Source organism: Nostoc sp. MS1, from assembly GCF_019976755.1.
In the GTDB taxonomy this organism is placed as follows: Bacteria; Cyanobacteriota; Cyanobacteriia; order Cyanobacteriales; family Nostocaceae; genus Trichormus.
The window spans coordinates 5,314,068-5,327,954 of sequence record NZ_AP023441.1 but is presented as its reverse complement, the minus strand read 5'-3'; the positions used below and the strand labels follow the sequence as shown (position 1 = coordinate 5,327,954).

The window sequence follows — 13,887 nt, the reverse complement described above, 5'->3', positions numbered from 1 at the left end:
GCATCCAGTGTAAAAGAGTGCTTGATTATATTGCCAAGTTGCCCCTGTAATACTGATTAATATAAATTAATTTAGCTACAACAAATAATACAGATCAGTATGGCGAAGTCCACCAAAACTTACTGGAATCCATTGAGTGCAGCCAACCAAGGGAAATGGCAACCAATTCCAGGCTTAGAACAAATTGCCGAAGAACTCACCCTCAGCATAGATGAAGAAACAGGTGAATACACTCGTTTAACTCGATTTCATCCCGGTGCTGATACCACTCCTTTTGGTGCGAAAAGTCATCCCTATCCTGAAGAAATATTTGTAGTTAGTGGTCGTCTTTATGACCAAGCTTTTGATATGTGGTTAGAGAGCGGACATTATGCTAGCAGACCACCTGGAGAGATTCATGGCCCATTTAAGACTGATATCGGTTGTGTTGTCTTAGAAATATCATTTCCCAATCGGATTAATTCGTAATTATCTACGGCCAGGCGTAATCAATAACACTCACATTCAGTTAGTGATTCTGTCAATAGAAGTAACAATTGAGGTAGAGGTAATGGTAACGAGTTTTCATTAGCCTAGAGGCACTAAAGTAATCAAGAGATTCTTAATGACTTATCAAGCCGTAATTTTGGACGTAGATGGGACACTTATTCTCAGTAACGATGCTCATGCTCAAGCGTGGGTAGAAGCATTTGCAGAATTTGGCTATGAAGTCAAGTTTGAACAAGTCCGTCCGTTGATTGGCATGGGAGGCGACCAAATTATTCCTCAGTTTGCGCCAGGGTTATCTGATGAAGAAGGGCAAGGAAAGGAAATTACAGATAAACGCAAACAACTAATTATCAACAAATTTGCCAAAAATCTGACTGCTGCCAATGGTACGCGGCAATTAATATTAAAAATGCAGTCTGTAGGGTTACGTCTAATCATTGCGAGTTCAGCCTCAAGTAAAGAATTGTCAGTTTTGTTAAAAGCTGCACAAGTGGAAGACCTACTCAGTCAAGATGAGGCAACGACCTCCAACGATGCAGAAGCTTCTAAACCTGCTCCTGATATTGTTGAGGCGGCTTTGGGGAGGTTGAATATACAGCCATCTGAAGTTGTGATGCTTGGTGATACTCCCTTTGATATTGCTTCGGCAAATCAAGCCGGGGTGGAGGTGATTGCTTTTCGTTGCGGCGGTTTTGATGATAGTCAATTAAAGGATGCGATCGCCATTTATGATGATCCGGCAGACTTGTTAACACAATACGAGCGATCGCCTTTAGCAACCAAAGCCATGACCAAGGCATAATACTTTAAAAGTTGGTCAAGACAGAGAAATAATTTCCACTTGACCTACAGATAACTTTTTTAATTTTTTCTAGTGTAATTATCTATGCTAGAGCGATCTCTTTATTAGGTGTACAGTAATGTCAATTAATAAAAATTTCCGGATAATTGCCCCTGAATAGAGATTTATTTTGTGTAAATAGAATTTACACTAGCTGAATCTGATGCGTATACTACATATTTTGAATCACGTCCGCGAAATTGGCAATGGTATCGTGAACGTAGCTGTAGACTTAGCTTGTCTGCAAGGCAAAAATAATCATGATGTAGCTGTCGCATCTGCTGGCGGAGAATATGAAGCATTATTAACAAAGTATGGTGTTAAACACTTTGAGTTAGACCAAACAAGAACCCCTGGTAATTTAATTAATGCTGCTCGACGTTACCGAGCAATTATCAAAGAATTTCAACCAGATATTGTCCATGCCCATATGATGACAGGGGTTGTACTAGGAAGAGCCTTGAAAGGTTCTGCCAATTACGCCTTAGTCGCTACAGTACATAACGAATTTCAACGCAGCGCAGTACTGATGGGATTAGCAGATAGAGTCATTGCTGTCAGTCATGCTGTTGCTAAATCAATGGCTAAACGAGGCATTCCTGAGCAAAAATTACGAGTAATCAGCAATGGGACATTAGGTAGCGTCCGCACTCGCAATATTAAAGAGTATATGCCTATAGAGTTACAACGACCTGCGATCGCAACTGTAGCTGGCATGTATCAACGTAAGGGCATTAGTGAGTTAATTGATGCTTTCGCCCAAATTGCCGCAGAATTTCCTCAAGCGCATCTTTATATAGTTGGAAACGGCCCAGACAGACAAATGTTTGAGGACAAAGCACAAAGCACACCCTTCAATCATCGTATTCATTTTGAAGGTTTTCAGCCAGAACCACAACGTTACCTGTTAGCATCTGATATTTTTGTTCTCGCTTCACATCACGAACCTTTTGGTCTTGTACTTTCAGAAGCTAGAGAAGCAGGCTGCGCCATCATTGCCACTAATGTAGACGGTATTCCTGAAGCTTTAGATAATGGTCAAGCAGGTATTTTAGTCCCACCTAAAAATAGTCAGCTTCTAGCAAATGCTTTAACAGATTTACTTGGTAATGCTAATTTATTAAACCATTGGCAAGAGCAAGCACAACAAAATTTAGAATGGCTGACAGCTGGGCGTGTGAATCAAGAAACCTTGGCAGTTTATTCTAGCTTGAAAGTGGGGAGTAAGAAGTAGGGGCGAGAAAAGGAGGGTTTCCCTCTCTAACGTTCGCGTAGCGTGTTGTAGACAGACGCTTACGTGTAGCTTGCTTCTCCGTAGGAGTACCGCAGGCGACTGCGTTCGCCTTTGGCGTGTCGGAGGCATACCTGGAGGGGGAGTGGAAAAGAACCACTTTCATGTTTAGTTGTGAGATTTTCTGGTGATTAGCTGATTTGAGAAGATAATAACTAAATAGCTAAATGATCTCCTAAACTTGAGTTTTTAATCTCTATATTGGGTTTTGCTGTGCTTAACTCAACTTACATCTAAAGCTGAATGGTACTAAGACAATGGCAAGAGAATAAGGGTATACGCAAAGTTCTGAGCGCCGGAAGTCAGCGCTCAGAACTTTGTAAGAGAGGAGTGTAAGAGCTTTAAACCTACACCCCCACACCCTATTTTCATAGATAACCTCGGTGTGTAAGCCCTAGCCATACAGCACAAGGTAAAATTTTTATTTGCTAAAGCGAAAAAGTATCTAAGTAACTATAAGACTCGTATTTGATTCTTGAATAAAATTCCGTACCCTTTAATCTTGTATAACCCTATTGCCTATTGCCTGAATACGCAAATAATTTCAGATATCAAACTGGAACCCTATATCAATCAAAAAAATTGGATATATTTGGTTACAGAAAATGCTTTTTTACTAAGACAAACAGCAGTAACACTTATATTAAATAATCAGTTGCCAACTTAGTACACCAAGTTGCCAGTACCCATTAATTGCCGTGTAGAATTAAGGCAATACGGACAGTCGCAGCCAAAGAGTTTAATTGATAAATCACTCTCTGCCTCGGTGAATTGAAGTTCTCCAACTGTGTTATTTGATGGAACCGATGAGACTACCATCGGTTTAGTTACAGGACGAGCATTTGGGCTTCTCTCGGAATCTTTAATACACACAAAATCCTTCAAGCCATGAGGATTAGTAATACAGGTACGTCCGTCATTGGTGTGTATTAATTTCTGAGTCAAGTTAACATTAGCATGGGCAGGACTGATTATTCCTAGCGTAGACATCAACGAGGTGAAAATAGAGGAACTAGCAAACAAACTAAGTATGAGCTTTCTGTTCATAAATTCCCTAAAAGGATACAACTAAATGTCTAGGTTATGCGATTTGTTATCAAATAGCAAGTGAAATTTTGAGATAAATAATTTTGATTGTATTCCTTAAATTAAGGGTATTTTTCATAAAGTCCAGTCTGTAAGCCTCTACAGGCTTAATCAGTTTTAGAAGTCATTGAAACCGATATTAAAAAATGCTGAATCTGCTAAAGGAGAGATGTTTTGGACGTTAATTAGGATTAAATGTCTTATTTATTAAGCTTTTCTCAGCTTTTTATTCAGTTGCGCTTATAAGCAAGCCAAACTAAAACTATCTTACTTACACGGAGTGGTACGAGAAAACTTTCGGGGAAAGTCAGTTATCTAGGGCAGGAAACCCACCTACAACACTGGACTCACCCCCTTCACAACCTACCTAAGTAAGCTCAAAATTAACGTTTTAAACCTGGGTACGTAGGTTTTCTGTATAGAAGCGGTTTCTAGCCACTTATTTGGTATTAAGCTCACTAATAAAAATTAAGTACAGTTCATCAAGAGAATATTACAAATTATTTGCTTATTCTTTGATGTACGTGATACTTGTGTCCTGCTATAGCTATAGCGATAAAGCCCCAAAGAATCATTCCTGACATACCTAACATTCCACTGTTACCAAGTAATGTTGATACCATCCCTAAACCAATAGCCCTAGAAGCAGCCATAAAGGAATCAAAACTGTACTCTAAATATTGGAATGATTGAGTAAAAACCATCAACATTCCTAGTAAATAGAATATAGCCCCAAACCAGCCTAATGTGAAAAATATATCGAGAATCCCACTATCGATGATAATGGGTTCTAATAAGCCTTTCTCATTAACAATAAAAGTATTCCCTACTCCGTTACCTAAACCATTAGTTAAAGCGCTATGAAGACCCTGTTCATAGATTTTCTGCCTGACTCTTGCGCTATCATCTTTCTCTAAATTAGAAAAAGTTTGAAAACGAGCAGTGATAGTATCAGAAAATTGTTCAATTTGTGTTAAGGGTACTATACAAAACGCCATAATTAAAATTGTGATAAATAGACGCATTTGTAAATGGGCTTTTAATGAGGTGATAAATGTCAGGAAAGCTATCAACCATCCTCCCCACAAGGTGCGTACTGTTGTCAGCAAGAAAGCCAAATAACCAACTGCTGATGCAGGAATCCTAATTAATTGTTTATTACTAAATAATAATATTAAACCTGCCATCGTCATGGCTGCATAAGGTGCAGGAGATGCCATTGTACTCCAAACACGCAGTTTCAGGGGTTCAGGATCACCCATACTAGTTAATTTTGTACTTGATAACCAGAATAAATCCCAATCAGGTGGGTTGAGGAACTGTACAACACCATATATTCCTGTAATTAATACACCCCAGGTAAAAGTACGCTCAAGTGTCCGACGATAAAGTGGATAATCTCGCCAATTGATAAATAAATAGAAACCAAAAGTAATTGGTGTTAACCAATCTAGAAGTCCCCGTGCCGCAGTGAAGGGAGATGTTTTAATTATGCCTATAAGACAGCCATAAAATACGCCAATAAAAGCTAACACAAAAGGCAAACCACCTTGACGTAAAGATTTTGGCAGTTCTTTTAAAAGTGTGTGAAAAGTTAATAATGTCACTATATATTGGGACACTAACATAAAGCGGCTAGGGTCCCAACCGCTTTTATAATCAACTACACGAGCTATGAAGGGTGTGACAAACCAGAGCCACCAAGTAAAGCCTGTGTAAAGGACTGGATATTTTATGTATAAGAAAGTACCGACAGCAAAGGAGAGAATAACATATCCTGTGCGGAGAATGCCAGCTGCTCCCCCAAAGATACATACGACTGAGAATAGAATTAGAGACAGTATCGCTAACCAAGCCAAAGGTTGTGGTTTCTCAACCATTAAACCTGGTGACGCAGAACTATTGGTGAAAGTATATGTATGATTCACTCAAAATCTCCACAGTGAAAGAATTTTGTTGGAACTTTGCCAAGTTCGCCAACCCCGCCAGCGACCATGCCAAGATGCTAGTAGCTTCTGCCCTGCTAGTAAGCCTTCGCTGGGCAAAAAGCGTAAAAATTGAACTAAACCCATAGCGTCTCTAGTGCCTACGCAGGAAGCCCAGAGTACAAATACTAACTGTTGAGTGGGGGATAAGTGTTCTAGCAGAGCTAATGTTTCGTTATGTACTGCATTAGCTACAGCAGTGTAATTAAAACTTTGACGTTGATCCTCATCAAATCGCTGTGCTGGATAATGATTGACTCCTATTTGGGGGTCGTAAATTAGCTTCCAACCAGCCCGTTTCAAGGTGAGACAAAAAGCTACCTCGAAGTGAACTTGAGCGCCTGTACCGAGCATTCGTTGGTCAAAACGTAATTTATCAATGGCTGAACGACGAAAGCTCATATTCACTCCCTTGAGAACATCTACCTCACGGGGTTTGCCCATGCCTTGATGGTGATTGCCTATGACTCGTCCAAACCAATGCACTTGTCCAACTACCGGACATATACCATCCTCTAAGCGATCGCCATGATATACCCAATCACGTCCACCCACGCCAGCAATCTGTGCATCAGCTAAAAAGTGAGATTCAATTTGTGCTAACCAATTGCTATGAGGAGCTGCATCATCATCTGTAAAAGCAACAATCTCTCCTTGAGCAATATCTAGTCCAGCATTCATCGCTGCTACTACCCCAGGAATGCTAACTGTGGTAGTACGTAATGGTAATACCGAAGGGGCGATCGCTTCTAGGAATTTCCTAGTCTCAATATCGGTATCACGCACTACTACCAATACTTCATCAGCTAATCGAGATTGCTTTTGCAATGCTTCTAAACAGCGTGTTAAATCTTTAATCCGGCGGTAAGTGGGAACAATAACGGTGATTTTCATTCTGCCTGTAACTCCTCTAATAAATCCACATATTGCTGTGCCATACTTTTCCAACTGTGTTGTTCGGCAATAGTACGAGCAACTTGACCCATTGTTTGCCTGAGATGGCGATCGCACGTTAACAACAACATGGCTTTCGCTAAAGCTTCCACATCATCGGAGTCGGCTATAACTATCCCAGATTCCGGTGTAATTAAATCTGCTGCACCCGTTGTAGTTGCCGTAATCACAGGTAAACCAGAAGCCATCGCTTCAATCACTACTAAGCCAAAAGGCTCGTAACGTGAAGGAAATACCAAAAAGTCCACAGCCTTCATCAATTCGGGAACGTCATAGCGCAGTCCTAAAAAATGCACTCGTTCACTCAGTCCCAAAGCTTCAGCTAATTGAAGATATGGGCTACCTTCCGTAATTCCCGCAACTGCTAGATGTAAATCTGGCACTTGCACCAAGGCTTTGAGAACTGTATCCAAGTTCTTGCGAGAGATTCTAATATCTCCTGCAAATAGGGCTAAGGGAACTCCTGTTGGTAGATTCCAACTTGTGCGCTCAGTATTCCTTGGTGAAAATTCTTGCAAATCCACACCATTAACAATCACCCGAATCTTCTCTGGCGCTACACCGATGGCTTGTAAATCCTCCGCCACCTTACTAGAGACAGCAACTACTACTCGCGCACGACGAAAAGCCTGTTTTTCCCAACGTGCATTTAATGACGTGTACAACCACTGGTAAAAACTGTATAAAAATCTGCGTGATTTAGTAGTTGTAGTCGAACTTAATTGAGACTTAAGAGAAGTAAATTTTAACCAAGAACTATGGACAAAATGGACAGCATTAACATCACCAAAAGCATGAGTAATTGCACCATTAATTTTGACTAAATCAAGCTCAGAACGATGTTTTTGTAACCAATTTGCGCTGATAAAAGCAAAGACCATGTTTCGTAGTAATTCTGTCGGCCATTGCTTAACAGAAATAGGAACCCAATTAACTTGTTCACTTTGTTGCAATTCCAAGGCTATTTCACTAGCTAATATAGTGACATAATGCCCACGCCGGATTGCTTCTTGAGCAATTTCATAATTAACCCGACCTTGACCATTACCTTTAATTACATTATGTGTAACAATACATAATTTCACAATTAACTCTCCTGTAAGTGAGGAGTTATGAGTAGTGAGCGCTGATTTATTCTTAATTTTGAATTTTGAATTTTGAATTGTTAGGACGGCTGCCATAACTTTTGAATACGGGAGCGACGAATAATTTCCGGCCATGCTTGCAAGGAGGCTCGTTTGCTCAGATAGGCCGTCATGTGTAGGAAGTATATAAAACAGAAACTAATAAGTTTTAAAACATTGGGAAATAAATCTTTATAGCGCTTAATACCAACGTAGAGCCTAGCAGCTTCTATAGAAATTTCGTAGTTAGTTAGCTTGCCGATTTCAGATACCATCAAAGAGCTACCCTTGACTCCAGCATCATGATTTACTCGCAATTCTGGACAGTGAATAATTTTGTAACCCCGTTTTAAAGCTCTTAGGCAAAGTTCGGCATCTTCATAACCAAAAAAGATATTTTCGTCCCACTGTTCTTGATCAAAAAATTGACGCGGGAAAACTGAGGCGTGAATCGCTACAGTTTCAGGAACATCACTAGCACAAAAATAGCCACGAAAAGAAAGTTTCCCAGAAACCATCATATAGCCATTGCTACCGTGACTAACACCAGAAAGGATGGTAGTATTTCTTTGTTCTATGGATATTTGCGTGTAGCGAGCGATCGCACTGCCAATAAATTCTGGTTCCACACAAATATCATCATCAATAAAAGCAACTAAATCAGTTTCTAATATAGGTGTCGCATTCACCGCATTGTTACGATTTGCACATACACCACGACGGGGGCCAGTAATATAAATTGTCTCAGGATATTGTTGAACAATCTGCTGATTTTGTTGCTGTACCTCAATATCTGGTGAATCATCAGATACTACTACTAAATGCGGTTTGATCTGAGAATCCCACAGCGATCGCAAACAATTCTCTAAATCATGAGGACGATTTCTAGTTGTGATGCAGGCAGCTACGCGCATTTGTTTATTGTTAGTCATTGGTCATTAGTCAACAGTCAATAGTCCATAGTCCATAGTCAACAGTCCACAGTTATTCTCCCTTGCTCCCCCCACTCCCACGCTGCGGGAAGCTACATCTCCCTCATCTCCTCTACTCCCCACCCCCTAAAATCGAGATGCGATCGCTGGTGGTGTAAAACTGAGCATCAGTCCAGCCATAGTGCGAATTTTGCGGCTGTGTTTTAGGGAACGCCAAAAATAAGAGCGTGCAGCTTTGAGTTGTTTACCACGCATTAAGCCGATTCCTACGGTTGTATTTACATGCGCCCATTGCTGCTGAAAATAGGGTTTAAACTCGGATAAGCGATCGTCTGCCATAAACTGCTCATAGCAGAACAAATCAGCTTGAGCTTTACGGATCTTTGCCTGTGCATCTCGTTTACCACTCAGCATGGTGTCTGTTTGTTCATGGACGCGGTAACGAGTCAGTTTTTCGGGATAAAAATAAGCGCCTAAACCAGAACGACAACACAAATAGTTCAAATATATATCCCATGAACCGCCAACATCAGCCGGAATGGTATTCCATTCAATAGCATCTCGACGAATTACAGCAGCCGTGGCTGTAGATACGGATTTATCTACTAAGGCTATGCGACAAAAGGGTTGGTAAATTCCTTCAGCCAAATCTACTCGTTTATATGTCCGAGAATATTCTTCTGTGAGCGCATCATCTATCTTGCCATTAGCATCGATGATGTAGTGATCACAAAAGGCTAAGGCTAAATCGGAATTACTTTCCAAAGGGGGGATGAGCTTTTCTAGAAAGTCCTCTTCCCACATATCATCGTCTAGTAGACAAGCGACATATTTTCCCTGCGCCATTTGAAAGGCTTTGAAAGTATTAGCGAACATTCCCATGTTCGATGAATTGCGCGAGAAGCGAATGCGTGGGTCATTAAATGACTCAACAATTGCTTGCGGATTTTGCGGACTACAATTGTCGCAAACAATAATTTCAATATTGCGATACGTTTGTCGCACCGCACTACTTAGTGCTGCTTGTAAGTATTCTGGACGATTATAGGTAGGTGTGATAACGCTAACTAAGGGAGTTGGGGAGTTAGTATCTCTAGCCATAGTTTTAATATTAGGTAGGAATCATCACAGACCAAATTAGACCTATGATTCGTCCACAATTACTGGATAATGGGATAGTCGAGATGTGCTTGGTTTATATTGCGACAATCACATTTACTGCTAAACGGTAGTACTTTCCGTATGAACAGGAGAAGAAACTAAAAATTTTCCGCTTTTAAATAAAAATCGAGCTAGGTAATATAGTTTTTCTTGTCCAGAGTAGAAAGGCCATCCTAGTATCAAACCAGAGATAGCCCACACTTCCTTGCTATCCCACTTGGCTTGTTGATAATACTTTGTACGTCGATACTGAAGATTGCGAGATAAGTCAACTTTTTGGGAATAACCAATACGTGCCAAAAAGTCATTGATATATTGGTTAGTCATCTCAATCCCAGTTTGGGATTTGGCTTCTTGTTCCTTGGTGGCGATCGCTCCGCTCATGTGATTGTTCGCACCATGTATGCGATAGTATCCCAAGTTTTCGTGTAATGTTTTAATCTTACCTAAAAACGCTGTGCAGTAAATAATACAACCATCAGCCCAAATACGCCATTTAATAGGGTCAATGGGGAAAACTTTTTCTAGGGCTTCACGGCGATAAGCGAGCCCAGATGTGGGAGGAAAACACCAAGCATTCCCCGTCTTTAAGATAACTTTGGCTAAATCTTCGCTCAGTTTTGGCCCTTGAGTAGAAGCATTATTAATGCTGTTGTCATTGCCATCAATCACATCTAAATGGTGCATAACACCAACTACATCTGATTGCTTAAATACCTCAACTATGCGTTGTAATTTGTGAGGCTTCCACACATCATCAGCATCAAGAAAAGCAATAATTTCTCCGGTAGCGGCGGCAAACCCAGCATTAAAAGCGCCCCCTTGTCCTTGATTTGTCTGGAAGATGGCTTTAATTTTATCTGGTGCTGTTTGTTGAAGTTGGGTGATGACACTACGGCTATCATCTTGAGAACCATCGTCTACTACAACGATTTCTACATCGGAGTGGGTTTGAGATAGAACCGAGTTGATTGCTTTAGTCAGATAGCGACCATAGTTATAGTTAGAAATTACAACAGAAACTTTCATGGTTCTTTCTTCCAGGCGGTGAAGCTGTTAAATAAAATGACAATACTTTTGATAGGTCGTAGGGTAAAAACGAATTATGACTGGTGTACATAAGTTCTCATTGATTCCCAAACTTTCCCTAATCCCAGGTTAAATATCAATGTTCTAATTAAGACTTTTAGCCGCCAAGGGGTATAACGTATGTACCATTTGGTAAACCACACAAGACTTTCTATGGGTTGAAACCATCTACTAGCTTTGAGATAGCTAATCCATTCCAACTGTGCTGGATGCTCACATCCAATCTTCCAAGGTTTTTCTCCACCAGCGAAATGAATGATATAAGGCTTGTGGAGGAGATCATCTTTTATCGGTCGAATCTCTTGCTTAAAGGGTGAATCTATCCAGTTGTCGTAATCCAGAATGTGGGCTATAACGTTCCACTTGGGATTTAGTTTCCCCCAATTATTAGCAAGAATGGCATTTAAACCCTCTTGATCACCCATTCGCACATATTCTGGATATTCGCTGAAGTAACGAAATATTTTCTGGCTAATTTGTTCCTCTCTCCATCTTGGTAAATTCATTACCAAGACTCCAGCGTTGAAATAGGGTGAATTAGGAGCTAGTCCTAACTCTTTGTAATTCATGATCCCTAAATTGCAAGATACATAAGGAATTACAAGGTCACTACAGGCTAGTAAGGCATGTTGACCCATTTCCTGGTTCCATAGGTCTTTTAAGTTTCCCTTGACGAGTAAATCACTATCTAAGTAAATAGCTTTGTCAAAATGGTCTGGCAAGATATCGGGGATGAGTAATCTTAGATAGGTAGCTACTGATACCCAATCAGGTGTTTTGATATGGCTCAGTGATGTGAAACTACTAGCAGAAAGCCACTTAAGATGTAGATTAATGTGTTCAACGTTAAGTACTCGTTGTATGCGTTGCTTACTCTGCTTAGTAATACCACCATCAATAATGTAGAGGTAAAGTGTACAACCTTTTTCTAGATTAGCTACTGCGGAATAGAGAGTTACAGTTAGGGGTATGGCGTAATTATCATCTGCGCCACACACTACAACCAAAGAATTGTTGTCTAAAGCCATAAGTAGAGATGGGGTATGGTGAATTGAAAGAAGAATTGTAGGCAAATACAGGGGTTGAGGGTGATAATTAGCCTAAAGAACCTGATTCGTTCTGCATTTGGTGATATTTCCAAAGCTTGCCTTTCATTTCTAGTAATTCTTGATAACTTCCTTGTTCGACAATGCGTCCTTGTTCGAGTACAACAACCTTGTCGGCTTTAGCAATTGTGGAAAGTCTGTGAGCGATCGCAATGACAGTTCTTCCCACCGCCAGCTTTTCGATAGACTCTTGAATCAAGCGTTCTGATACTGAATCTAAGGCGCTGGTAGCTTCATCAAGGATGAGGATGTCTGGATCGCGCAGTAAAGCACGGGCGATCGCAATTCGTTGTCTTTGTCCTCCAGATAAGCGCACACCGCGATCGCCCAACCTAGTTTCAAATCCTTCAGGCATTTGTTCGATAAATTCCAGCGCATTCGCTAGTTTAGCTGCTTCCCGAATTTCAGCTTGACTTGCTCCCTGTGTACCGTAAGCAATATTTTCTCTTACCGAAGTATTGAAGATAAATGTATCTTGGCTAACAATAGCCATCTTCTGGCGCAGAGAATTAATTTCCAGTTTTTGCGAATCGATGCCATCAATTAAAATCTGTCCCTGTATGGGGTCGTAAAATCGAGGAATTAAATCAGCTAACGTAGTCTTACCTGCACCAGAAGCCCCTACAAGCGCAGTTGTTTTACCACGCTCAATAGTCATTGTGATATTATGCAGCACTAAATTATCGGCAGTATAGCCAAAATCTACAGATACTAAATCTATTGAACGTTTTAAACCTTGAAACTTAAATTTGCCGTTTTTCAGGTAAGGCTTATCATTAGTCTGCAAAATAGCTTTAATATTTTCTGATGAACCTTGTAAAGTACTCAGAAACGCAACAGTACCATTAATATCCTGAATATTAGGAATAACTCTAACCAGAACAAAGAAGAAAGTTAATAATGAGGCAACTGGTAGAGTAAGTTTTGTGAATGAAAGCAAAATTAAACTAATTAAAACTGTAGTAGCTATTCCTTCAGCAATGGGTTTAACAATTGTCCATGCTTTAGCAACTTTTATCGCCGCATTAAGTTGATCATTACTAGCTTTATAAAAACGCTGGCGTTCAAATTCTTGTGTACCGAATGCTTGTATAGTGCGGATTCCGTTAATAAACTCTACCGCCGTAGCTGTAAATTGAGAGTTAGCTTGAGAAATACCAAAACTGCTTTCTCGTACTCGTTTATTTAGTGTGGATAAGCCCACAGCAATTAATAAAAATATGAAAACAGAAAGAATTGAAAGTTGCCATGAAATTAGAAACATGACAATAAAGTAAACACAAACCGTCATGACTCTAGTCGATACAAAAGCCATGCCGCTAAAGGCTTGTTTTATCCTTTCAATTTCTGTAGTAATTGTATTGATGAGTTCACCAGAACGAGTTTGAGCAAAATAACTCAACCTGAAAGATTGTAATTGCTCGAAAATCTGCTTATGTAAGCGGTCTGCTAAATGGAGTTGCGCTGATTCTGTATAAATGCCGCTAAAATAATTGAAAGTAGCTCGCATCCAGGTACTCAACAAAATGAGTAAAGATATTCTATATAAAGGGCTAAGTGGCAACGTATCAGAAGCTAAAATCATATCAACCCAACCAATTCCTGTCTGAATTGGTTTGTCAGGCGTAGTCAAATTTTGTAAGAAGGATAGCAGAAAGCCTATACTAACCCCTTCAAAACTGGCGGCTAAAAATGAAGAAATTACAGCTAAAATAGCTATTTTGCGAAAATGTTTAATTTCTCTCAATATTAGATAGTTATTTTGCAAATAACCGTTAAATTTAAAGAAATTACGTTGTGTCTTTGGCATTTCTAAATATGTAATGTAT

General features: G+C 40.0%; 12 protein-coding genes. 3 read left to right on the top strand and 9 right to left on the bottom strand.

The features are described from left to right. Window positions 1-99 precede the first annotated feature (99 nt). The 3 genes from NSMS1_RS23045 to NSMS1_RS23035 all read left to right on the top strand — a co-directional run bounded on the left by NSMS1_RS23045 (window position 100) and on the right by NSMS1_RS23035 (window position 2,564). On the top strand, window positions 100-468 hold the full coding sequence (locus NSMS1_RS23045; protein WP_224087050.1) for a cupin domain-containing protein: 369 nt from the start codon (window positions 100-102) through the stop codon (window positions 466-468). Between the two features lie 136 nt (window positions 469-604). After that, window positions 605-1,291, top strand: coding sequence for an HAD family hydrolase (locus tag NSMS1_RS23040; RefSeq protein ID WP_224087049.1), 687 nt, complete (start codon window positions 605-607; stop codon window positions 1,289-1,291). Between the two features lie 202 nt (window positions 1,292-1,493). Beyond that, window positions 1,494-2,564 carry a glycosyltransferase family 4 protein gene (locus NSMS1_RS23035; protein ID WP_224087048.1) on the top strand — a complete coding sequence of 357 codons (1,071 nt, stop codon included), beginning with the start codon at window positions 1,494-1,496 and terminating at the stop codon, window positions 2,562-2,564. A gap of 720 nt (window positions 2,565-3,284) precedes the next feature. On the opposite strand, the gene NSMS1_RS23030 is transcribed toward NSMS1_RS23035, so the two are convergent. The 9 genes from NSMS1_RS23030 to hepA all read right to left on the bottom strand — a co-directional run bounded on the left by NSMS1_RS23030 (window position 3,285) and on the right by hepA (window position 13,868). Beyond that, on the bottom strand, window positions 3,285-3,668 hold the full coding sequence (locus NSMS1_RS23030; RefSeq protein WP_224087047.1) for a hypothetical protein: 384 nt from the start codon (window positions 3,666-3,668) through the stop codon (window positions 3,285-3,287). A gap of 539 nt (window positions 3,669-4,207) precedes the next feature. Next, entirely contained in the window at window positions 4,208-5,635 is a 1,428-nt protein-coding gene (locus NSMS1_RS23025) for an O-antigen ligase family protein (RefSeq protein ID WP_411908644.1), read from the bottom strand. Further along, window positions 5,636-6,586: a glycosyltransferase family 2 protein gene (locus NSMS1_RS23020; protein ID WP_224087046.1), complete on the bottom strand. Its 951-nt coding sequence runs from the start codon at window positions 6,584-6,586 to the stop codon at window positions 5,636-5,638. Then, window positions 6,583-7,731: a glycosyltransferase family 4 protein gene (locus tag NSMS1_RS23015; protein ID WP_224087045.1), complete on the bottom strand. Its 1,149-nt coding sequence runs from the start codon at window positions 7,729-7,731 to the stop codon at window positions 6,583-6,585. The genes NSMS1_RS23020 and NSMS1_RS23015 overlap by 4 nt, the downstream gene beginning before the upstream one ends. 80 nt (window positions 7,732-7,811) lie before the next feature. Further along, a complete protein-coding gene (locus tag NSMS1_RS23010; protein ID WP_224095320.1) occupies window positions 7,812-8,684 on the bottom strand; it encodes a glycosyltransferase family 2 protein in 873 nt (290 codons plus the stop codon). A 144-nt stretch (window positions 8,685-8,828) separates the two neighbouring features. Continuing rightward, the gene (locus NSMS1_RS23005) at window positions 8,829-9,803 is read right to left on the bottom strand and encodes a glycosyltransferase family 2 protein (RefSeq protein WP_224087044.1); all 975 of its coding nucleotides are present in this window, start codon (window positions 9,801-9,803) and stop codon (window positions 8,829-8,831) included. Between the two features lie 120 nt (window positions 9,804-9,923). Continuing rightward, window positions 9,924-10,892 carry a glycosyltransferase gene (locus tag NSMS1_RS23000; RefSeq protein WP_224087043.1) on the bottom strand — a complete coding sequence of 323 codons (969 nt, stop codon included), beginning with the start codon at window positions 10,890-10,892 and terminating at the stop codon, window positions 9,924-9,926. Window positions 10,893-10,966: 74 nt separating this feature from the next. After that, window positions 10,967-11,980 (bottom strand): glycosyltransferase family 8 protein, encoded by a 1,014-nt coding sequence (locus NSMS1_RS22995; protein ID WP_224087042.1) that lies wholly within the window; start codon window positions 11,978-11,980, stop codon window positions 10,967-10,969. Between the two features lie 67 nt (window positions 11,981-12,047). Further along, window positions 12,048-13,868: a heterocyst formation ABC transporter subunit HepA gene (gene hepA / locus NSMS1_RS22990; protein WP_224087041.1), complete on the bottom strand. Its 1,821-nt coding sequence runs from the start codon at window positions 13,866-13,868 to the stop codon at window positions 12,048-12,050. Window positions 13,869-13,887 lie beyond the last annotated feature (19 nt).

Coding starts and splice junctions, on each gene's coding strand:
- NSMS1_RS23045 (WP_224087050.1), top strand. CDS start 100: ATGGCGAAGTCCACCAAAACTTACTGGAATCCATTGAGTGCAGCCAAC.
- NSMS1_RS23040 (WP_224087049.1), top strand. CDS start 605: ATGACTTATCAAGCCGTAATTTTGGACGTAGATGGGACACTTATTCTC.
- NSMS1_RS23035 (WP_224087048.1), top strand. CDS start 1,494: ATGCGTATACTACATATTTTGAATCACGTCCGCGAAATTGGCAATGGT.
- NSMS1_RS23030 (WP_224087047.1), bottom strand. CDS start 3,668: ATGAACAGAAAGCTCATACTTAGTTTGTTTGCTAGTTCCTCTATTTTC.
- NSMS1_RS23020 (WP_224087046.1), bottom strand. CDS start 6,586: ATGAAAATCACCGTTATTGTTCCCACTTACCGCCGGATTAAAGATTTA.
- NSMS1_RS23010 (WP_224095320.1), bottom strand. CDS start 8,684: ATGCGCGTAGCTGCCTGCATCACAACTAGAAATCGTCCTCATGATTTA.
- NSMS1_RS23005 (WP_224087044.1), bottom strand. CDS start 9,803: ATGGCTAGAGATACTAACTCCCCAACTCCCTTAGTTAGCGTTATCACA.
- NSMS1_RS23000 (WP_224087043.1), bottom strand. CDS start 10,892: ATGAAAGTTTCTGTTGTAATTTCTAACTATAACTATGGTCGCTATCTG.
- NSMS1_RS22995 (WP_224087042.1), bottom strand. CDS start 11,980: ATGGCTTTAGACAACAATTCTTTGGTTGTAGTGTGTGGCGCAGATGAT.
- hepA (WP_224087041.1), bottom strand. CDS start 13,868: ATGCCAAAGACACAACGTAATTTCTTTAAATTTAACGGTTATTTGCAA.